General features: G+C 72.0%; 25 protein-coding genes. 12 read left to right on the forward strand and 13 right to left on the reverse strand.

Annotated elements, in window-relative coordinates:
- Window positions 1-83 precede the first annotated feature (83 nt).
- Window positions 84-305: a hypothetical protein gene (locus CP975_RS01195; protein WP_055535569.1), complete on the forward strand. Its 222-nt coding sequence runs from the start codon at window positions 84-86 to the stop codon at window positions 303-305.
- 67 nt (window positions 306-372) lie between these two features.
- Here CP975_RS01195 and CP975_RS01200 read toward each other — a convergent pair whose 3' ends face one another.
- Window positions 373-543: a hypothetical protein gene (locus CP975_RS01200; protein ID WP_055535571.1), complete on the reverse strand. Its 171-nt coding sequence runs from the start codon at window positions 541-543 to the stop codon at window positions 373-375.
- A 96-nt stretch (window positions 544-639) separates the two neighbouring features.
- Here CP975_RS01200 and CP975_RS01205 point away from each other — a divergent pair, with 96 nt between their 5' ends.
- Together CP975_RS01205 and CP975_RS01210 are read left to right on the forward strand one after the other, a co-directional pair.
- The gene (locus CP975_RS01205) at window positions 640-900 is read left to right on the forward strand and encodes a hypothetical protein (RefSeq protein WP_246201368.1); all 261 of its coding nucleotides are present in this window, start codon (window positions 640-642) and stop codon (window positions 898-900) included.
- Window positions 901-981: 81 nt separating this feature from the next.
- Window positions 982-1,920: a YihY/virulence factor BrkB family protein gene (locus CP975_RS01210; RefSeq protein WP_150476476.1), complete on the forward strand. Its 939-nt coding sequence runs from the start codon at window positions 982-984 to the stop codon at window positions 1,918-1,920.
- Window positions 1,921-1,972: 52 nt separating this feature from the next.
- Here the strand turns inward: CP975_RS01210 and CP975_RS01215 are convergent, their stop codons facing one another.
- Entirely contained in the window at window positions 1,973-2,383 is a 411-nt protein-coding gene (locus tag CP975_RS01215) for a hypothetical protein (protein WP_055535575.1), read from the reverse strand.
- 226 nt (window positions 2,384-2,609) lie between these two features.
- Between CP975_RS01215 and CP975_RS01220 the strand changes: the two genes are divergently transcribed.
- From CP975_RS01220 to CP975_RS01235, 4 genes are all read left to right on the forward strand, one after another.
- Window positions 2,610-3,188 (forward strand): VanZ family protein, encoded by a 579-nt coding sequence (locus CP975_RS01220; protein ID WP_246201369.1) that lies wholly within the window; start codon window positions 2,610-2,612, stop codon window positions 3,186-3,188.
- 129 nt (window positions 3,189-3,317) lie between these two features.
- Window positions 3,318-3,950, forward strand: coding sequence for a hypothetical protein (locus CP975_RS01225; protein ID WP_055535577.1), 633 nt, complete (start codon window positions 3,318-3,320; stop codon window positions 3,948-3,950).
- Window positions 3,951-4,035: 85 nt separating this feature from the next.
- Entirely contained in the window at window positions 4,036-5,040 is a 1,005-nt protein-coding gene (locus CP975_RS01230) for an ElyC/SanA/YdcF family protein (protein WP_055535579.1), read from the forward strand.
- A 156-nt stretch (window positions 5,041-5,196) separates the two neighbouring features.
- A complete protein-coding gene (locus CP975_RS01235; protein ID WP_150476477.1) occupies window positions 5,197-5,724 on the forward strand; it encodes a hypothetical protein in 528 nt (175 codons plus the stop codon).
- 93 nt (window positions 5,725-5,817) lie between these two features.
- Here CP975_RS01235 and CP975_RS01240 read toward each other — a convergent pair whose 3' ends face one another.
- From CP975_RS01240 to CP975_RS01260, 5 genes are all read right to left on the reverse strand, one after another.
- Entirely contained in the window at window positions 5,818-6,384 is a 567-nt protein-coding gene (locus CP975_RS01240; protein WP_055535583.1) for a DJ-1/PfpI/YhbO family deglycase/protease, read from the reverse strand.
- A 61-nt stretch (window positions 6,385-6,445) separates the two neighbouring features.
- The gene (locus CP975_RS01245; protein WP_055535585.1) at window positions 6,446-6,712 is read right to left on the reverse strand and encodes a GlsB/YeaQ/YmgE family stress response membrane protein; all 267 of its coding nucleotides are present in this window, start codon (window positions 6,710-6,712) and stop codon (window positions 6,446-6,448) included.
- 217 nt (window positions 6,713-6,929) lie between these two features.
- Window positions 6,930-7,496 carry a TetR/AcrR family transcriptional regulator gene (locus CP975_RS01250; protein ID WP_055535602.1) on the reverse strand — a complete coding sequence of 189 codons (567 nt, stop codon included), beginning with the start codon at window positions 7,494-7,496 and terminating at the stop codon, window positions 6,930-6,932.
- A 10-nt stretch (window positions 7,497-7,506) separates the two neighbouring features.
- A complete protein-coding gene (locus tag CP975_RS01255) occupies window positions 7,507-8,898 on the reverse strand; it encodes an amidase (RefSeq protein WP_055535587.1) in 1,392 nt (463 codons plus the stop codon).
- Window positions 8,885-9,097, reverse strand: a complete 213-nt coding sequence (locus CP975_RS01260; protein ID WP_055535589.1) for a hypothetical protein — start codon at window positions 9,095-9,097, stop codon at window positions 8,885-8,887. Before CP975_RS01260 ends, CP975_RS01255 begins: the two co-directional genes overlap by 14 nt.
- A 170-nt stretch (window positions 9,098-9,267) precedes the next feature.
- Between CP975_RS01260 and CP975_RS01265 the strand changes: the two genes are divergently transcribed.
- Complete coding sequence (locus CP975_RS01265) at window positions 9,268-10,251, forward strand: MBL fold metallo-hydrolase (RefSeq protein WP_150476478.1); 984 nt, start codon at window positions 9,268-9,270, stop codon at window positions 10,249-10,251.
- A gap of 16 nt (window positions 10,252-10,267) precedes the next feature.
- Here CP975_RS01265 and CP975_RS01270 read toward each other — a convergent pair whose 3' ends face one another.
- The 4 genes from CP975_RS01270 to CP975_RS01285 form a co-directional block, all read right to left on the reverse strand.
- Window positions 10,268-10,873 carry a hypothetical protein gene (locus tag CP975_RS01270; protein ID WP_055535591.1) on the reverse strand — a complete coding sequence of 202 codons (606 nt, stop codon included), beginning with the start codon at window positions 10,871-10,873 and terminating at the stop codon, window positions 10,268-10,270.
- Window positions 10,874-11,035: 162 nt separating this feature from the next.
- Window positions 11,036-11,398, reverse strand: coding sequence for an Asp23/Gls24 family envelope stress response protein (locus CP975_RS01275; RefSeq protein WP_150476479.1), 363 nt, complete (start codon window positions 11,396-11,398; stop codon window positions 11,036-11,038).
- Window positions 11,395-12,111 carry an Asp23/Gls24 family envelope stress response protein gene (locus CP975_RS01280; RefSeq protein WP_208835532.1) on the reverse strand — a complete coding sequence of 239 codons (717 nt, stop codon included), beginning with the start codon at window positions 12,109-12,111 and terminating at the stop codon, window positions 11,395-11,397. Before CP975_RS01280 ends, CP975_RS01275 begins: the two co-directional genes overlap by 4 nt.
- A complete protein-coding gene (locus CP975_RS01285) occupies window positions 12,102-12,692 on the reverse strand; it encodes an RNA polymerase sigma factor (RefSeq protein ID WP_150476480.1) in 591 nt (196 codons plus the stop codon). Before CP975_RS01285 ends, CP975_RS01280 begins: the two co-directional genes overlap by 10 nt.
- Window positions 12,693-12,908: 216 nt before the next feature.
- On the opposite strand from CP975_RS01285, the gene CP975_RS01290 reads away from it, so the two are divergent.
- From CP975_RS01290 to CP975_RS01305, 4 genes are read left to right on the forward strand one after another with little or no spacing between them, the layout of a single operon-like run.
- On the forward strand, window positions 12,909-13,445 hold the full coding sequence (locus tag CP975_RS01290) for an Asp23/Gls24 family envelope stress response protein (protein ID WP_150476481.1): 537 nt from the start codon (window positions 12,909-12,911) through the stop codon (window positions 13,443-13,445).
- Window positions 13,446-13,486: 41 nt separating this feature from the next.
- Complete coding sequence (locus CP975_RS01295; protein WP_150476482.1) at window positions 13,487-13,672, forward strand: hypothetical protein; 186 nt, start codon at window positions 13,487-13,489, stop codon at window positions 13,670-13,672.
- Entirely contained in the window at window positions 13,669-14,667 is a 999-nt protein-coding gene (locus CP975_RS34895; RefSeq protein WP_167532656.1) for a DUF6286 domain-containing Asp23/Gls24 family envelope stress response protein, read from the forward strand. Before CP975_RS01295 ends, CP975_RS34895 begins: the two co-directional genes overlap by 4 nt.
- Window positions 14,651-15,235 carry an alkaline shock response membrane anchor protein AmaP gene (locus tag CP975_RS01305; protein ID WP_150476483.1) on the forward strand — a complete coding sequence of 195 codons (585 nt, stop codon included), beginning with the start codon at window positions 14,651-14,653 and terminating at the stop codon, window positions 15,233-15,235. The genes CP975_RS34895 and CP975_RS01305 overlap by 17 nt, the downstream gene beginning before the upstream one ends.
- Window positions 15,236-15,283: 48 nt before the next feature.
- Here the strand turns inward: CP975_RS01305 and CP975_RS01310 are convergent, their stop codons facing one another.
- Window positions 15,284-15,682, reverse strand: a complete 399-nt coding sequence (locus CP975_RS01310) for a nuclear transport factor 2 family protein (protein ID WP_150476484.1) — start codon at window positions 15,680-15,682, stop codon at window positions 15,284-15,286.
- The gene (locus CP975_RS01315; RefSeq protein ID WP_150476485.1) at window positions 15,664-16,893 is read right to left on the reverse strand and encodes a DegT/DnrJ/EryC1/StrS family aminotransferase; all 1,230 of its coding nucleotides are present in this window, start codon (window positions 16,891-16,893) and stop codon (window positions 15,664-15,666) included. Before CP975_RS01315 ends, CP975_RS01310 begins: the two co-directional genes overlap by 19 nt.
- Window positions 16,894-16,920 lie beyond the last annotated feature (27 nt).

Consider the following 16,920-nt stretch of genomic DNA (forward strand, 5'->3'; position numbering starts at 1 on the left):
TGCGGAATCTTCACGTAACGGCACTCTTCTCTTTCGTTTCCGGGGGCACCCGTCAGGGCGTCCTCAACGGAAAGGGGAGCGGCATGATCGCGGTCGCCGTCCTGCTCCTGCCGGGGCTGGCGCTCCTGTTGTTCGTGACGGTGCGCCTGGAGGACGGGCTGTTCGACCCCAAAGGCCAGGCCTCTTCCGCCCGTCACGCCCGGCATGCCCGTCGGCACCATCTGCGCCTGATCCCCGGTGGTGGCGCGGGCGCGCCGGCGTCGTCGAGGGGCCACCGGTTCCTACGGGACCGGGACGCCGCCTGAACAAAATACGCGGCCGGGGTCCGGACGAATTCCGTCCGGACCCCGGCCGCGGCCGTGCTGAGGATTTCTACCAGCGATACCAACGGCCTCGCCGGCCGCCCGCCCCCGTGGAACGCATCACGAAGCCCAGCAGCCACACGACGAGGACCACCGCCGCGATAAACCACAGGGCCTTCAGCGCGAATCCCGCACCGAAGAGAAGCAGGGCGAGCAGAAGAACAATCAGAAGGGGAACCATCGATATCAACCTCCAGTGCACCGTGTGCCCCGGCCCCGCTCCCCTATGCACAGCTCGTCTTGGCGCGATGGTGAGGAGACGTGAAAGTCTACGGCCATGACGATGAATGACTACGACCGTGTGCGCGCCGGGATCGAAGCCATGACGGCATACATTTCCGGCGAACAGGTAATGGACGAATACGTCGCGGAGAAACGAGCCGCCGACGGCAATCTCGACCAAGTCGCCGACAGCGCGACCGCGTTGTGTGCCGCATTGCTCTTTCAGCTCGCCGAGATGACCGGAAAGACCCAGCACGAGGTGTTGCAGGAGCTGGCACACGGACTCAACCGCAACGAGGCCGAGCAGCGGGACTGACCGCACGGGTCCGATCTCGGTGGAGGCGGCGCCCGGTGAAGGCGGCTCACGTGCCGCGAACACGCAAGAAGGAGCAGGCCCATGGACAGTCCCCCGCCGACCGCGCACGGAGCGTGTGCCGGGTTTCCGCACGGGGACGGGGACGGCCGCGTGCCGGCGGCCGCGTCCTCGGACCGCCCCTCGGCGTGGGCGCTGCGCCGCGCGGCCCTGCGCCGCACTCCGGTGTCGATGTGGAACGACGACGTCTCGGACTGGGCCGCGGCGCTGACGTACTACGCGATCCTCGCTCTGCTCCCCGCCCTCCTCGTCACGGTCAGCCTGATCAGCCTGGTGAGCCCCGCCACGACCGAGTCGCTCATCGCCGAGGTCACGGACTGGGCGCCCGCGGAGTCGGGCCGTTCCTTGCACGAGGCGCTCAGCGAGATGGCCGACGCCCGTTCCGCGGCGCTCACGGTGGTGATCGCGGGCGCGGTCAGCGCCCTGTGGTCCGCTTCGAGTTACTCGGCCGTGTTCCGGCGGGCGCTGCACGCGATGCACGGCGAGGAGGACTGCCGGCCCGCTCTGCGCAAGGCGCACCGCGTCCTGATGACCGCGCTGACGCTCCTGGCGCTGCTGGTCACCAGTGCGCTGCTGCTCGTCCTGAGCGGCCCGCTCGCCGAAGGGCTCGGGCGGCGCGTCGGCGTCGGCGGCGCGGGACAGACCGCCTGGAACGTCCTGAAATGGCCTGCTCTGGTCTGCCTGGTGGCGATGCTCGTGCTCGTGCTCTTCCGCAACGCGCCGCCCGCCGCCCGCGGTTGGCGTCAGATCCTGCCGGGCGGGGTGCTCGCCGCGCTGCTCTGGCTGCTCTCCTCGGGCCTGTTCACGTGGTACGCGTCGGGGTTCGGCAGCTACGGAAAGCTCTACGGCTCGCTCGCGGGCGTGGTCGTCTTCCTGGTGTGGCTGTGGGTGTCCCATCTGGCGCTGCTCGCCGGGGCGCAGTTCACCGTGGAACTGGCCCGCGCGCGGGCCGCCGCCCGGTGACGGCGCTCAGGTAGCCGCCGGGGTCGGGCGCCGATCAGTTCGTACGGGGGTGTCAGGCGGCTCCGTCGTACGGGGTGACGCGGCGGTACGCGGCGCGTGCGGAGAGCAGGCGGGCCGTCGTCGTGCCGATGAGAGCCGCCGCCAGCAGGCAGGCCATCCAGCCGGGATCCCGGTGCCCCGCCCAGGAGATCTCCCCGGTGGGGTGGGTGGCGAAGAAGTTGAGCAGCGCCCAGCACAGCAGTGCCGTCCCCGGTGCCGCCGCGAACCGGCCCAGCATGCCGAGGACCGCGGCGAGCAGGGACAGCGCGGCCAGGGCGAGGCCGGTGCGGTCGAGGGCGCCGAGCAGGTCGAGCGTGCTCACCAGCACGAAGGACCCCCAGGAGGCCGCCGTCCAGACGAAGGGTGTGGCCAGGGGCTCGGGGACCGCCCTCGCGCCCTTGGCGACGTACCGCCACTCCACCACCGTCGGTTCCTCCCCACCACCGGGCGCCGGGCGCGACAACGGTCCCGGGCCCCTCCACAGCCAATTCCTCGAGCAGATTGTCGCACCACTTCCGAGGGGCGAGGAGGGGGCCGCCAGCCGCCGATGCGGACGGCTCCGCGCGCTTGGGACGCGCGGCTCGAGGAACCCGTCGGCGTTGGACAGCGCGCGCCGCGACGGCGCCCAGCAGCCCGTACCGGAGGTAGCGATGGCACGGACAGACCGATACAAGGCCGTGGAGGACGACAGCGGAGCGGGAGGTGAGGGGGATGACGCGGTGGACCGGCGGCGAGCGCCGCTTCCGCCGCTGGCACGGGCTTTCGCGATGCTCGTCGCCTTTGCCGGGATGGTCGCCTTCGGGGTGGTACTCACCCGTCTGACCCTGGAGCCCTCGGCGGCTTCCGAGGCGCTGACGCACAGCAACTTCAAGCCCGGCGACTCCATTCGCGACTACCTCGCCCAGCCCGCCTTCCGCGACACCGTCAAGCAGATCGGCGGCAACATCCTGCTGGGCGTTCCGTTCGGGCTGCTGCTGCCCGTGCTGTTCCCCCGTGCTCGCGGTCTGGTGCGGGTGGCGGTCGTCACGGCGTTGACCATGGTGCTCGTCGAGCTGGCCCAGGGCGCGTTCGTGACGGGGCGGACCTTCGACATCGACGACGTCATCCTCAACACGACGGGCGCGCTCCTCGGTTACCTCGTCCTGGGGCGCCGCCTCGGGCGGGCCGTGCATCCCCGACGCCGGCACTGGTGGCACCGGTTCACCCGGCGGGGCCCGGCGGGCGTCTGACCGGTCACCAGCGTCTGGAAAGGTGAATCAGCCCGGCGAATGTCACCCAATGCGTTTATTCACCCTCCTGGTTGGTAACTCGCTGTAGCGAAAGCCTCGCGTGAGGGACCCTCTGCGGAAGGCAGGCACATGTCCGTAAGCATGCTGGCCATCCTGGGCGCTGCGGTGGCGATCGTGACCGCGCTGCTGCTCGCCCGCCCGCTGAACCAGACGACCACCGACGACCTCCGGCGCCGCTTCGGCCCCGAGTTCGACCGCGTGGTGGCACAGCACCGGGGGGACTCGGAGGCCGCCGAGCGGGAGCTGAGCGAACGTCTGCGGCGCTTCGGCAGCCTCCGCGTCAAGGGTCTGACGACGGCGGCCCGCGAGCGCTACCACTCCGAATGGGCCCTGCTCCAGGCGCGGTTCATCGAGGCCCCGGGACAGACGGTCGCCCAGGCGAACGCCCTCCTGAACCGGCTGGCCGCCGAGCGCGGCTTCCCCGCCGAGTCGCGCGAGCGCCAGGCCGACGCCCTCTCCCTGCACTGTCCCCGCCACGCTCACGGCAGTCGCGTGCTGCACGCGTCGGCGCAGCGCGCCGCCGCGGGTGATACGGACACCGAGGCCATGCGCCACGCCATGCTCGCCGGGTACGAGCTGTTCCAAGAGCTGCTCCTCCCCCGCCCGCAGGACCGCAGGGCCGACGCGCTGGCCGGCCACCCGCGGCCGCACCGCCCCTTCGGGGTCCCGTCCCAGCGATCCGCGCACTCCACGCGCCACTGACGCCACAACCCGCAGCTGCCGGGTCCGAGGGCCGAGGGCCAGGGGCGCTTCGCCCCTGGCTTCACGCCCCCCATACGCTGTGCGGATGTTGGTCTACGCCCCGGCGGCCCTGCTCTTCCTCGTCTTCTCCTGGCGGGTTCTGCGTGAACGCCGAAGGTTCGGCAACGCCGTGCTCCTGGGACTCGCCGTGCTCTGCGCGCTGGTCGCCTGGATGTCCCGCCTGGTCAGGTCGGGATCGACGTCCGGCCTGGTCGTCGCCTGCTCGCTGCTCGCGGTGTGCGCGCTCGGGATCCTCGTCCTCACGTATCTGCTCTTCCTCAACGGCCTGCGGATGGTGCGCAAAGAAGGCAGGAGCCCGGCGAATCTGCTCTCCCTTACGGCCGCTCTGGGCATCGTCGGCGTCATCGCCCTCGTGATCACGGCCGCGGTGGTGCGCACGCCCCTGCTCTTCGGGGTCGGGGCGGCCGCCCTCGGTCTGTCGTCGTACGTGTCATTCCTGTTCCTGAGCTTCGTCTGTTACGCGTTCCTCTACGGGCGCTTGCAAGTCCGCCGCAAGGCCGACTTCGTGGTCGTCCTCGGCTCGGGCCTCGTCGGCGGCTCCACGGTCCCGCCGCTGCTGGCCAGTCGGCTGGAGCGGGCGCGTGAGGTGCACGCGCGGCTCACCGGGCGCGGAGGTTCGCCCGTGCTCATCACCTCCGGCGGGCAGGGGCCGGACGAGAAGCTGCCGGAATCCCACGCCATGGCCGACTACTTGACGGACCGCGGCTTTCCCGCCGACCTGATCGAGCGTGAGGACCGGTCGACGACGACGGACGAGAACCTGCGGTTCAGCAAGGCCATCATGGAGGCGGCGAAACCCGACTATCACTGTGTCGTCGTCACGAACAACTACCACGCCTTCCGTGCCGCGCTCACCGCCCGGCGGGTCGGGGTAAGGGGCCAGGTGGTGGGCGCGCCCACGGCCGCGTACTTCTGGCCCAACGCCACGCTCCGCGAGTTCGCCGCCGTGCTCGTCGCCTATCGGCGGACCAATATCGCCATCTGCCTGCTGTTCGTCCTCGGCGGGGTGCTGGTCTGGTCGGTCCGCTGACCGCTGACCGCCGGGCCCGGCGCGCGGCATGGTCGCGGCTACTCCGCGTGGCCGTGTCCGACGCGCCGACCGCGCCGGTTGCGCCTTGCATGAGGGCAGCGCGGAGTCCGCAGGGACGGCATGCTCCCGGCCGCGCGAAGGATCGAGGTCTGTCCCATGCGCGTCCGTCCCACCGTCACCGCAGCCGTGTTCACCGCAGCGGCGCTCGCCACGATGGCGCCACAGGCGCTGGCCGAAACCGCACCCCCGACGGTGCCGCGGACACAGGCCGGCACGCAGCCCTCGCTGTCGATCACACCGAGCCCCGGCAGGCCCGGGCAGTCGGTGGTCGTCTCCGTCAGCGGCGGCTGCACCGCCGCGTCGGCGACCGCGACTTCGGACTCCTTCACCCAGAGCGTCCCGCTGTCCACCGGCTCGGCCGGGATCTACACGGGTACGGGCACCATTCGCTCCGACGCCCGGCCCGGCAGCCACACCGTGGACGTCACCTGCCCGGGCGGCGGCACCTCCACGTACTCGATCACCGTGGCCGGGGCGGCGGCCACCACGGCCCCCGACCGGGGTGTGCGCGCGGGGACCGGCGGGTCCCGGACCGCCGAGTCCGTCTATGTGGGGGCGGGCGTCGCCCTCGTACTCGCCGCGAGCGGGTACACCGTGTACCGGATGCGCCGCAGGGAGTCCTGACGAGGCGATGGCGCGGGGCGTCCTGACACACCAGCGGCCGGGAGGAGTCTCCCGGCCGCTGGTGCTCGGCGCTCGCGCGCGCGGAACGTCCGCTCAGGCCGCCGCTCCGAGGACGTCGTCGATCTTGCGGAGGAAGTCGTCGAGGTCGTCCGGGGTGCGGGAGGTGATGAGGTCCCAGCCGTTGGCACCGCAGTGCATGACGGGCTTGTCGACCCAGGTGCCCTTGGCGTTGCGGATGTCGGTGGCGACCGAGGCGTACGACGTCAGGGTCTTGCCGTCGAGCACGTCCGCCTCCACCAGCAGCCACGGGCCGTGGCAGATGGCCGCCACCTTGCGGCCGGACTCCGCGAAGGAGCGGACCGCCGCGACGGCGCTCTCCTCCAGGCGGAGGCTGTCGGCGTTGACGGTACCCCCGGGCACCAGCAGCAGGTCGTACGAGGACGTGTCGGCCTCGGCCAGGGTGAGGTCGGCGTCGACGGTCTTGCCGGGGTCCTTGTCACCGACGAGGGTGCGGATCTCCTCCGCCGACACGGCGGCCACGTCGACGCGCGCGCCGCGGGAGCGCAGGTGCTGCACCGGCACCACCAGCTCGTCCTGCTCGACTCCGTAGTTGGTCACGACCGCCAGTACGCGGCGGCCGTTCAGGGTGTTGTCAGCCATGACGTTGCCTTTCCTGGTGCTGTGCTGTGTTTCGGCGTGCGGGGATCGGCGCGGTAGCCGCTCAGTGGGCGGTGCGTCCGGACAGTTTGCGGTACAGGAACAGGACGACCACCGATCCGATGACGGCGGCGATCCAGGTCGACAGGTGGAAGAAGCCGTTGATCGACTCCACCCCGAAGATCAGCTTGCCGAGCCAGCCGCCGAGCAGTCCGCCCACGATGCCGATCAGCATCGTGATGATCACCCCGCCCGGGTCCTTCCCCGGAGTCAGTGCTTTCGCGATCGCTCCCGCGATCAAGCCGACCAGAATCCAGGCGATGACGCCCACGGTGCTACCTTCCGTTCACTTTCGAAGTCGATCGGTCACTCCGGTACCCGCCTTCAGCATGACCACACGGCGGGGAGCCGCCAGACGAGTCCGGCGACCGGAGTAAGGATCGGGTGCCCCTGGGGTGTCGGCGCCATTCGGGACCAACGACTCCCGTGGGAAGGCACGAAGTCCTTCCCACGGCACCTTCGACGAGGCGATCGTCATGCCGTACGGGTCACGGCAGGGGCATCAGCCGGTAGAACACGGTGGCGACGAGGTCGCGGGCGTAGCGCGCGTCGAGCGGACCGGGGCGGAAGAGGATGCGGTACATCATCGGCGCCACGACGTGATCCATCACGGTGTCGGTGGCGGGGACGTGTTCGCCGCGCCCGGCCGCGCGGCGCAGGATGGTCTCGACCTGCTCGACGGCGTAGGCCGAGCACTGGCCCGCGTTCCCGCCGTCGGGGTCACCCGCGAGGGCGTCACGGATGTAGGAGCGGCCCGGCGGGGAGGACATCTCCTCCAGGAAGTCGGTGGCCCAGTGCTCCAGGTCCTCGCGCAGGTTCCCGAGGTCGGCTGGGGGCGTCTCGGGGCGCAGTCGCTCCACCGCGACGTCCGCCAGCAGTTCCTGGAGGTCTCCCCACCGCCGGTAGATCGTCGAGGGGGTGACACCGGCGCGCAGGGCGATCCGGGGGACGGTGAGATCACCGCCCTCCGCCTGTAGTTCGCGCACGGCGGTGTGCACCGACTGCTGGACTCGGGCGCTGCGTCCTCCGGGACGGATGGCTGGTCGTGGGCTCACCTGCCCCACATTAACGCAAAGAGATTGCGGTAAGGGTAGCCCTCCCCGGCGTACGCGTCGCTTCCTCGTACGTGCGCCCTGTCCGCAGGACCGTGCCCTCGTCGAAGGCCCTGCCGATGAGCTGCATGCCGATGGGGAGCCCGGCACTGTCGGCGCCGACCGGCAGGGTGAGTGCGGGCAGGCCCGTGACGTTGGCCGGCGCCGACAGCCGTATGTAGGTCTCGGGGACGCTCTCCTCGGTCCCGTCCGGCCAGTGCACGGCCCGCTGGTCGCGGTGGGCGGCGGTGGAGGTGGCCGTCGGCGCGGCGATGACGTCGACGGTTTCGAACAGCCGCGTCCAGGCGGCGCGCAGGAGCGTGCGGGCGCGCCGGGCGCGCAGGTGGTCGGCGGCGGGGATGAGGACGCCCGCTTCGAGAAGGGTGCGGACGTCGTCGGAGTACAGCTCGGGGGAGGTACGCAGGGTGCGCTCGTGGTAGGCGGTGGCCTCGGGGACCATGAGTCCCCAGTGGGTGGCCTGGATGTACTCGCTCATCGGGATGTCGACGTCGACGAGTTCGGCACCGAGTTCCCGCAGATCGTCGATGGCGTCGCGAACCGCTTCCTCGACCTCGCGCTGGATCCGGTCGAAATAGTGGTTGCGGGGGACGCCTACGCGCAGGCCGGTCAGGCTCCCTTCGGCGGGGCGGGGTTCGGGGGCCGCCGAGGTGGTGTGCTCGCTCGTGAGGAGCGCTTCGAGTACGAGTTCGGCGTCCGCGACGGTGCGGGTGATCGGTCCCACGTGGTCCAGGGACCAGGACAGGGGTGTCACACCGTCCACCGGGACGCGTCCGTAGGTGGGCTTCAGGCCGACCACGCCGTTCAGCGCCGCGGGGACCCTGATGGAGCCGCCGGTGTCCGTACCCAGGGCGAAAGTCGCCTCGCCCGCGGCGACCGCCACGGCCGAGCCGCCGCTCGAACCGCCGGCCACCCGGTCGTGGTCCCACGCGTTGCGGGTCTGGGGAGTGATCAGTCCGTACGCGAACTCGTGCGTGTGCGTCTTGCCCAGCAGGACCGCCCCGGCCGCGCGCAGCCGGGCCGCGACCGTGCTGTCGCGGTGGGCCGCGGGGGCCTGCGCGCGCACGCGTGAACTGGCCGTGGTGGGCAGGCCCGCGACGTCGATGAGGTCCTTGAGGCCCATCGGGATGCCGTGCAGCGGGCCGATGTACCGGCCCGCCGCGATGTCCTTCTCCGCCCGCGCGGCCGTCTGACGTGCGGCGTCGGCGAGAACCGTCACATAGGCGCCGAGGTGGCCCTCCACGGACTCGATCCGGTGCAGCACGGAGTCGGTGAGTTCCACGGGCGAGAGCTCTCCCGCCGCGACGGCCCGCGCCGCTTCGGTGAGCGTCAGCTCATACGGTCGCATCGTTCCCCGCCTCCCCCAGGTCGAGGTCGCGCAGTACGCCGATGACGCTCTGGATGTGGTTGGCCGTGGCCGTGACCAGCTCCAACCGGTCGGCGTCGAGGGGCAGTCCGGCTCGCAGGGCCCAGCGGGCCGCCTCGTGCGGGAGAAGGTCGGGGATGGATTGCGGGGTCGGTGGGGTCGGTGGGATCGACGTGGTCAACGGGGGTCCCTTCGAGCGAAGGCGGAGGAGCGGCGAGGCTCCGGGGAGGAGAGGCGGAATGACTCCCGCCGCTAAAAGCAGAACATTTGCGTTAGGGGGACCGTACGGCATACCGTCACCTAACGCAAAGAGATTGCTTTAGCGTCGCTCCGACCTGAAGGACACCCCCGATGCCCCAGGACCTCTCCTCCACTTCCTCGACTCCCCCGGAACCGAACTCCGCCGAGTCCACCCCGAGTTGGGCGGCGGGCGACCTGTTCGTGCACCGCATCGACGAGGTGGCACTGCCCGCCGCGACCGGTCCTTGGCTGCTGCCCTCCGCCACACCTGAGGTCGTTCGCCGCACCTCGTGGCTCCGGCCCGAGTTCGCCGGGCCCGACGGCATCCTTCGACTGGCCAGCCACACGTTCGCCGTCGAGGCGAACGGGCTGCGCGTCCTGATCGACACGGGCATCGGCAACGGCAAGAGCCGCGCCAACCCGGCCTGGCACGACCTGGACACCGGCTACCTCGGCCGGCTGACCGCGGCGGGCTTCGCACCGGAGAGCGTCGACCTCGTCGTCCTGACCCACCTGCACACCGACCACGTCGGGTGGAACACCCGTAATGACGGCGGGAGTTGGGTTCCCACTTTCCCCAACGCCCGTTACGTGACGTCCCGTACCGAATGGGACTACTGGGCGGGCAGGGAGCTGGAGGAGCCTCGGCAGCAGATGTTCCGGGACTCCGTCCACCCCGTCCGGGACGCCGGGCTGCTGGACCTCGTGGACATGGCGGGCTCCGAAGCCGAAGTAGCCGACGGCATAAGCCTGTTGTCCACCCCCGGCCATACGCCGGGCCACGTCGCTGTGCGGCTGCACGGCGCCGGGCGGTCCGCCGTCGTCACCGGGGACTGCGTGCACCATCCGGTGCAGATGCGCCATCCCGAGATCACCAGCTGCGTCGACACCGATCCGGCCCAGGCCATCCGCACCCGCCGGGACCTCCTCGCGGCGCTCGCCGACACCGGAACCCTGCTCCTGGGCGGTCATTTCCCCCCGCCGACCGCCGGTCTCGTCGTCTCCGACGGCGACGGCTACCGCCTCGACACGACGGACCCCCACCGGGACGACGACGCCTCGGCTCCCGGCGTGCGGGCCGGGACCCGAGGCTGAGGGTCGAGGGTGGAGGTCAGTAGAGCTTGTTGACGGCCTTGGCCGTCGTGGCCTTGAAGTCGGCGACCTGGGCGTTGGCGAAGTTGCCCATCTGGCCCCACTGCACGAGCGTCACGGTCCTGCCGTCGCGGCCCACCGAGAACATGTTGATGTCGGAAGCCCCCCACGAGGCGACGGTGTGGACGCCGTAGACGTGGGCCCCTTCCTCGGCGTTCACCTTGCCGTAGTACTTCTGCTTCGCCGTGATGTCGGGGTACTCCTTCATCACGTCCTCCGCGCACCCGTCGAGCTTCTTGCGCAGCAGGGCCGCGAACTCCTTGGCCCGCCGCTCATCGCGCTCGACCACGGTCACCTGGAGCGCACCCGTGTCCAGGTCAGTGCGGTACGTGCGATGTACGGAGGTCGAGGGCAGCGCCTCGCCGACGCACATCGGCAGCGGGTCCGGCTGACCCGGCGTCACCGGACCGGCGTACCAGTCCGACGACGCGTGGGGCGGCAGCTCGGAAGGTGCCAGGAAGCGGGGCGTGTCGGCCGCGGAGGCCGACACCGTCCCCGCGGCGACACCGGACGCGGCCAGCACGGCGGCCGCGGCGAACATTCCCTTGTTGACGCGCACGCTCATCCTCATTCATTTCCCCCACGAGATTCGGTCGGTCACTCTGCCACGGGCGGAACCGTCCGCCCTTGGATCCCACGCCCCGTACGACCCGCGGCACCCCACGTCCGTTGCCCTCCCGCGCGTCACAGCTCTGTCTCCCATGTCACCGAACGGCAACACACCAGCTCACACAAGGCCGGTGACGGTCACGGACACCCGCAGGGGGGCCCGCGCCCCCGCTACCCGGCGAACGGCCTCGGTGACCGCGGTACGCACCTCGCGGGTGACGTCCACGGCGCGGTGGCCGCGGCGCAGGACGACGTGGACCTCGACGTGCCATCGCTCGGCGCCGCCGCCCCGCGTCACCCGGACGCCCGAGGACCGGGACGGCCTGCCGGGGCCTTCGCCCACCGCTCGTCGGCGCGCCAACGAGCTGGAGGCCCGCAGGAGTTGGGCGAGGCCCGGCCGCAGGAAGGCGACCCCGGGTGTACCGAGGACCGCCCCCGCCACCGCCTCGGTCAGATCACCGGAAGCGAGTTGTTCCGTCACGGTCGCCTTCCCTCCACTGTGTCGTCGGTGCCGCCGGCGGTGTCGGTGACGTCGGCGATCGTCACGTCGACGGCCGTGACCCGCATGCCCAGTTCCGCGTCGACCGCCTCCAGGACCCGGCGGCGGATCCGCTCCGCGACCTCCTGGAGGTGCCAGGTGAGGGCCACCTCCACTTCGAGGCGGATGCCGACCGGGCCACGCCGCAGGCGTCCCGCCGGCACGGCCGAATCGGCGTGGGCGTCGGCGTCGGTACCGGCGTCCTGAGCCCGGACCTCGATGCGGCAGCTGCCCGCCCGCACCCCGGGCAGGGTCTCCGCCGCCGCCCGGACGGTTCGTGCGGCGGCCGCCTCCACGATCCACGCGTCCTCTTCCTCCTCGCCCAGCGGGAGCGTCCGGCCGGGCCGCAGTTCGAGCCGCACCACGTCCATGACGCGGCCGACGAGCGCGGAGGCGTCGATCTCCCGCTCCCGCGGTTCCGTCTCGCGTGCGGCGGAGACGACCTCCTCCAGATGGCGCAGGGTGTTCAGCGCCTCGGTGCAGTGCGGGCACGCGGCGGCGTGGGGGTCGGACTCGCCGGTCTCCCACCGCTCCCACACGCTCCACAACTCCCGCCCGCAGGGCAGCGGTTCCCGCTCCGCGAGCCCGCCCGCCTGCTCGCCCCCGCCGACCGCCCCGCGCTCCTCGCCGGGCCCGGTCTCCTCGTTCACCGCCATGCGGCCATCGCCTCCGTGAGATAGCGCCGCGCCCTGAAGACGCGGCCGCGCACCGCCTCCGGACTGATCCCGACCGACTCGGCGATGGATTCGTAGGACAGGCCGTTGAGCTCGCGCAGCACCCAGCACACCCGTTGTTCCGGGGACAGCCCCGCCATCGCCCTGGTCAGGTCCGCCACCGCCGCGTGCCCCTCGGCCACCCGGGCGGGCGAGGCCTCGTGCTCCGGTGCCTGCGGCTCGGGCACGCCCTCCAGATGTACCGCGGGCCGGCGCGCGCGCAGCACATTCAGGCACCGGTTCGTGACGATCCGGTGTATCCAGGTGCCGAACCGCGCGTCCCTGCGGAACTCCGGCAGCTTGCGCCACGCACTCACGAAGGACTCCTGCACGGCGTCCTCGGCCTCGGTCCGGCTTCCCAGCAGCCGCGTCGCCAGCCGCAGCAGCCCCGGGGCATGGCGGCGCACCAGCTCCTCGAAGGCCTCTTCGTCGCCTTCCCCTGCACGCACCGCCAGCAATCCGTCGTCGCGCCGCGCCGACTCGTCCGGTACGTCCTGCGGCGCTCTGCCCCGCTCCCCGGGCACACGCGGCTCCTCTCATCCAGGTCGTGCTCGTACGACACACGGAAGGCCGCCCGCGTTACGCGGCGAGGGCACGTTACCTCCCGGAAGGAGAAGTTCTTCCGAGGCGCGTAACGAATCCCCTTCGGTCGTGTCAGACAAGCGGGGAACCGGGCACCCGGACCGGTACCGAACGAGATCAGGGCTCCACACGACATTCGATTCCGAGGAGACGCGGGCATGGCGAATCAGGACATCCACTCGAACGCGACCACGTCCGGTGGCATCGACACCGGATCCACCGGCTCCACTGGCTCCACCGGCACGATCCACAAGAGCGCGGGCACCACCACCGTGACGGGCGGCACCGGGCCGGGCGAGCCGGCAGCCACCCGCGGGAAGACCTCCATCGCCGATGTCGTGGTCGTGAAGATCGCCGGGATGGCGGCACGGGAGATCCCCGGCGTGTTCGACATGGGCGGCGGCCTCTCGCGCACCATCGGCGCGGTCCGCGACCGCGTCCCGGGCGGGCGTCCCAACGTGGGACGCGGGGTGAAGGTCGAGGTCGGCGAGCGGCAGACGGCGATCGACCTGGACATCGTCGTGGAGTACGGCGTGCCGATCACCGACGTCTCCCACGATGTGCGCGAGAACGTCATCGCGGCCGTGGAGCGCATCACCGGCCTCGAGGTCGTCGAGGTCAACGTCGCGGTCAACGACGTACGCCTGCCCGACGACGACACCACGGACTCGGCCGGCGAGACGCGCGTGGAGTGACGCTGCTGCCCCCTGTCTCCTTCTGCGGTGTGAGGTGAGTGGTGAGCACAGCTCTGGTAGGCATGATCGCCGGGATGGCCCTGGGGTTCGCCGGATGGTTCGGCGGTTTCGGCGCCTTCCTCCTGGTCGCGGCGCTCGGCGCGGTCGGCTTCGTCGCGGGGCGCCTGGTGGAGGACGGCACGGACCTGCGGGACTTCCTCGGCGGCCGTGACCGGGGGCGGCGATGAGCACGCCTGCGGCGGACCGCGGCTCGACGACCGTGTCCGAGCGCGCGGTGCGCCGCATCGCCGAGCGGGCGGCCACGGAGGCCCTGGCCCCGGGTGAGGTCCACGTGGGCCGGGGCTCGGCGGCCGTACGCGGTCGCCGGGCCCGGGTGGGCGTCGCCGTGACGCTGCCCTACCCCGCCGTCCTCGACGAGGCGGGCGAGCGGGTGCGTTCGTACGTCGCCGACCGCACGGCCGGGCTCACGGGTCTGGTCGTGCCCTCGACCCGGGTCCGGGTTCGCGAGCTGCGGGTGCGGGAGCGGGAGCGGGAGCGGGAGCGGGCCGAGGGGACGGTCGCGCTGCCTTCGGAGGGGGCTTCGCGCGAGGGCCGGGCGTGGCGGCCGTGGTCCCAACGCCGGTTTCCCGTCGCGGTGTTGGCGCTCCTCTGTGCCGCGCTCTGCGGCCTGTTGCTGTACGACGTGGTGTCCGTGCACGCGGGCGACCGCTCTCCCGCGCGGTGGCGGGCCCACCTGATGGACTGGCTGGTCACACACGGTCCGGACAGGGGTGCCTGGCCCGGCGCGGCGATGGCGGCGGCCGTGTTCCTCCTCGGCGTGGCGCTGTTGGTGCTGGCCGTCACTCCGGGGCGGCGGCGCCTTCTGCCCATGGCGAGGCCGGACGCGGGCGTCCGCGCGGTCCTCGACCGGCGTGCCGTGGCCTCCCTGCTGCGGGACGCCGTGGCGGAGACGCCCGGTGTCACCCGGGTGCGGGTCGGTGTCGGGCGCCGGCGGGCGCGGGTGCGGGCCGGGCTCGGGTTCGGCCCGCCGGGTCCCGCGCGCCGAGCGGTGGCCGAGGCGGCTGAGGAGACCTTGGCCGCCTGTGGCCTGGCGAAGTCCTTGCGGCTGAGCGTACGGGTGCGGACCGAGCCCGCCTGGCGTGCTCCCGCGCCGCCGGAGGCCAAGTCGGCGATCGGTGTAGCCGCTTCGACGCGGAGGAGTGCCGATGAGCCGGCTCCGTAGCGGCATCAATCGTGTGGCCCTGCTCGCAGTGGCGGCGGGGCTGCTGGTGTCGGGGGTGGTCCTGGCGTCCGCGACCGGCCCGGTCCGCGAGCGGCTGCCCTCGCACTGGCCCCGGCTCCCCGCCGACCGGACGTGGCTCGACGGGGAGGCCCTCGGGCGCTGGCGGGAGCAGGGCTGGTGGCCGCCCCTTGTGATCGCCGCGCTCTGCGTCGGCGTACTGCTGTTCCTGTGCTGGGGCGTGGCGCAGCTGCGCGCGGGGCGCCTGCGTGAACTGCCGCTCGGGCAGCCGGACGTGACCCTCTCCGGTGCGGCGCTGGCCGCGGCGCTGGCCGAACGGGCGGGAGCCGTCGACGGCGTGGCCCGCGCGCACGTGACCCTCCTGGGCCGTCCCCGGCGGCTGCGGGCGCGCATCACGCTGGTGCTGGCCGCCGACAGCCGCCCGGAGGCGGTGCTGCGCGATCTGGCGGGGCAGGCAGTCGCCGAGGCGAGAGCGGCTGTGGCGCCCCGCGCCCTGGAGGCCGACGTACGCCTGACGGTTCAGCGCCACAGGACGCGCCGTCTGCGCTGACGTGCCCGGCCCTTCGCCCCACCCCGTCCAGAGTGGTCGTGCCGGGCGTCAGGGATGGTCGTACCAGGCGAAGGACACGATCCGCCAGCCGTCCTCGTCCCGGACGAACTGGATGCTCTTCGTCCCCGATCCCTCGAACGGTTCGCCGTCCAGGATCCCTGACTTGCGGTACTCGCCGAACCGCGCGGCGACATCGCCCACGATCGAGGTGTGCTCGGAGGTCTCCCACTCGGAGAACTCGACCAGGCGGCCCTCCGCCAGCAGTCGTTCGCGGGGCTCGATGAACTCCTCCACGGTGTAGACCGTCAACTTCTCGCCCGTACTGGCGATCACGCCACCCGGGACCATCAGGCGGCGGATCCGGGCGACATCGGCGGCCTTGCCGCCCCGGTTGTCGAAAGCGCCGAAGAACTCGGCGGTCAGCGTGTCTATCTCACTCTTGGACATGGCGCGACGGTAGCAGCGGTGGCGGCTGCCGTCGGGGGGTGCGCGGCCCTCGCGCCCTCTCGCGTCAGGGCGTTGGTGATCCCGCGGGCGAGAAGCGGGTCGGCGGGGAGCACGTGCGCGGCGAACCAGCGGGCGGCCCACGGGGCGGGGGACGGCTCGACGAACTCCGCGCCCGCGTAGTCGTCGAGCGGGGGGTCGTAGACGTATCCGCAGACCACGCCGTGATCCACGAGGCGTTCCAGGAGGGCGTCACGGTCCTGGACCAGGAGCGGGGCCCTGAACAGGGGAAGCGGGCCGTCGCACCCCGGTCGCTCGCGCAGCGCCGGAGCCGCCCAGGCGGTGCCCGACAGCAGGGAGACCCCCACGGCTCGCCGGGCGAGGTCCCCGTCGAGCCGGTCCACACGCAGCTTCAACTGGGCGCGCACCAGGGCCCCGTGGCGTGAGCGGTAACCATGGAGGTCGACGCGTACCCACGGCTCGTACGCGGTCAGGCCCGGCGCCCGCGACGCGCGGTCCGCGAGCCGAAGCGGGTGCAGCTCCATGCGGAACGCGTCGCGCTCCAGTACGCCCAGGCGCTGCATCGTCCGCCACACGGGGCGGACCAGGTGCAGGGCGCGGACGCCCGAACGGGCCAGGGGCCGCAGTGTGGTGGCCAGGTCGGCGCGGAGGCGGCCTGGCACCAGGAGTTCGTCGCGCAGCCGTTCCAGCTCGCGGCGGGTGCGGACGCCGTCGACCGCGAGGAATCCGCCGGCCGCTCCCGCCACGTGTTTGGACAGGCTGAACGCCGCCGCCGTGCCGAATGCGCCGATCGGCCGTCCTTCGACGCGCGTTCCGATCGCGTGGGCGGCGTCCTCGAACAGCGGGATGCCCAACTCGTCGCAGCGACGGCGCAGTTCGATGACACGGTCCGGGACGCCGTACAGGTTGGTGGTCAGTACGGCGTCCACGTTCCGCCAGGTCGACTCCGGTACGGCGGCGGGGTCGATGTTGCCGTCCCGGAGGGACACGGGCGCCTGCACCGGGCGCAGGCCCGCCGCGAGGACCACGAAGAGGATCACGTCGTCGTTCACCGGTGACATCAGGACCCGTGCGCCCGGCCTGCACCAGCGGCGCAGGGCCAGGTAGAGGGCCAGGCGCGCCGAGGGCGTGTAGAGGCATTCGCGTCCGAGCCGCCGTGTCATCTGCGCGGCGAGCCGTGATCCGTAGGGCATCGGCACCTTATTCTCTTGGGCTTGTCG

The organism is Streptomyces alboniger (assembly GCF_008704395.1).
Lineage (GTDB): Bacteria > Actinomycetota > Actinomycetes > Streptomycetales > Streptomycetaceae > Streptomyces > Streptomyces alboniger.

What these genes read in the sequence shown, in the direction of transcription:
- CP975_RS01305 (WP_150476483.1), top strand. Translation starts at nt 14,651, where the DNA reads ATGAGCCGGCTCCGTAGCGGCATCAATCGTGTGGCCCTGCTCGCAGTG.
- CP975_RS01230 (WP_055535579.1), top strand. Translation starts at nt 4,036, where the DNA reads ATGTTGGTCTACGCCCCGGCGGCCCTGCTCTTCCTCGTCTTCTCCTGG.
- CP975_RS01205 (WP_246201368.1), top strand. Translation starts at nt 640, where the DNA reads ATGACGATGAATGACTACGACCGTGTGCGCGCCGGGATCGAAGCCATG.
- CP975_RS01265 (WP_150476478.1), top strand. Translation starts at nt 9,268, where the DNA reads ATGCCCCAGGACCTCTCCTCCACTTCCTCGACTCCCCCGGAACCGAAC.
- CP975_RS01270 (WP_055535591.1), bottom strand. Translation starts at nt 10,873, where the DNA reads ATGAGCGTGCGCGTCAACAAGGGAATGTTCGCCGCGGCCGCCGTGCTG.
- CP975_RS01240 (WP_055535583.1), bottom strand. Translation starts at nt 6,384, where the DNA reads ATGGCTGACAACACCCTGAACGGCCGCCGCGTACTGGCGGTCGTGACC.
- CP975_RS01315 (WP_150476485.1), bottom strand. Translation starts at nt 16,893, where the DNA reads ATGCCCTACGGATCACGGCTCGCCGCGCAGATGACACGGCGGCTCGGA.
- CP975_RS01210 (WP_150476476.1), top strand. Translation starts at nt 982, where the DNA reads ATGGACAGTCCCCCGCCGACCGCGCACGGAGCGTGTGCCGGGTTTCCG.
- CP975_RS01220 (WP_246201369.1), top strand. Translation starts at nt 2,610, where the DNA reads ATGGCACGGACAGACCGATACAAGGCCGTGGAGGACGACAGCGGAGCG.
- CP975_RS01280 (WP_208835532.1), bottom strand. Translation starts at nt 12,111, where the DNA reads ATGGCGGTGAACGAGGAGACCGGGCCCGGCGAGGAGCGCGGGGCGGTC.
- CP975_RS01195 (WP_055535569.1), top strand. Translation starts at nt 84, where the DNA reads ATGATCGCGGTCGCCGTCCTGCTCCTGCCGGGGCTGGCGCTCCTGTTG.
- CP975_RS34895 (WP_167532656.1), top strand. Translation starts at nt 13,669, where the DNA reads ATGAGCACGCCTGCGGCGGACCGCGGCTCGACGACCGTGTCCGAGCGC.
- CP975_RS01310 (WP_150476484.1), bottom strand. Translation starts at nt 15,682, where the DNA reads ATGTCCAAGAGTGAGATAGACACGCTGACCGCCGAGTTCTTCGGCGCT.
- CP975_RS01290 (WP_150476481.1), top strand. Translation starts at nt 12,909, where the DNA reads ATGGCGAATCAGGACATCCACTCGAACGCGACCACGTCCGGTGGCATC.
- CP975_RS01200 (WP_055535571.1), bottom strand. Translation starts at nt 543, where the DNA reads ATGGTTCCCCTTCTGATTGTTCTTCTGCTCGCCCTGCTTCTCTTCGGT.
- CP975_RS01225 (WP_055535577.1), top strand. Translation starts at nt 3,318, where the DNA reads ATGTCCGTAAGCATGCTGGCCATCCTGGGCGCTGCGGTGGCGATCGTG.
- CP975_RS01235 (WP_150476477.1), top strand. Translation starts at nt 5,197, where the DNA reads ATGCGCGTCCGTCCCACCGTCACCGCAGCCGTGTTCACCGCAGCGGCG.
- CP975_RS01255 (WP_055535587.1), bottom strand. Translation starts at nt 8,898, where the DNA reads ATGCGACCGTATGAGCTGACGCTCACCGAAGCGGCGCGGGCCGTCGCG.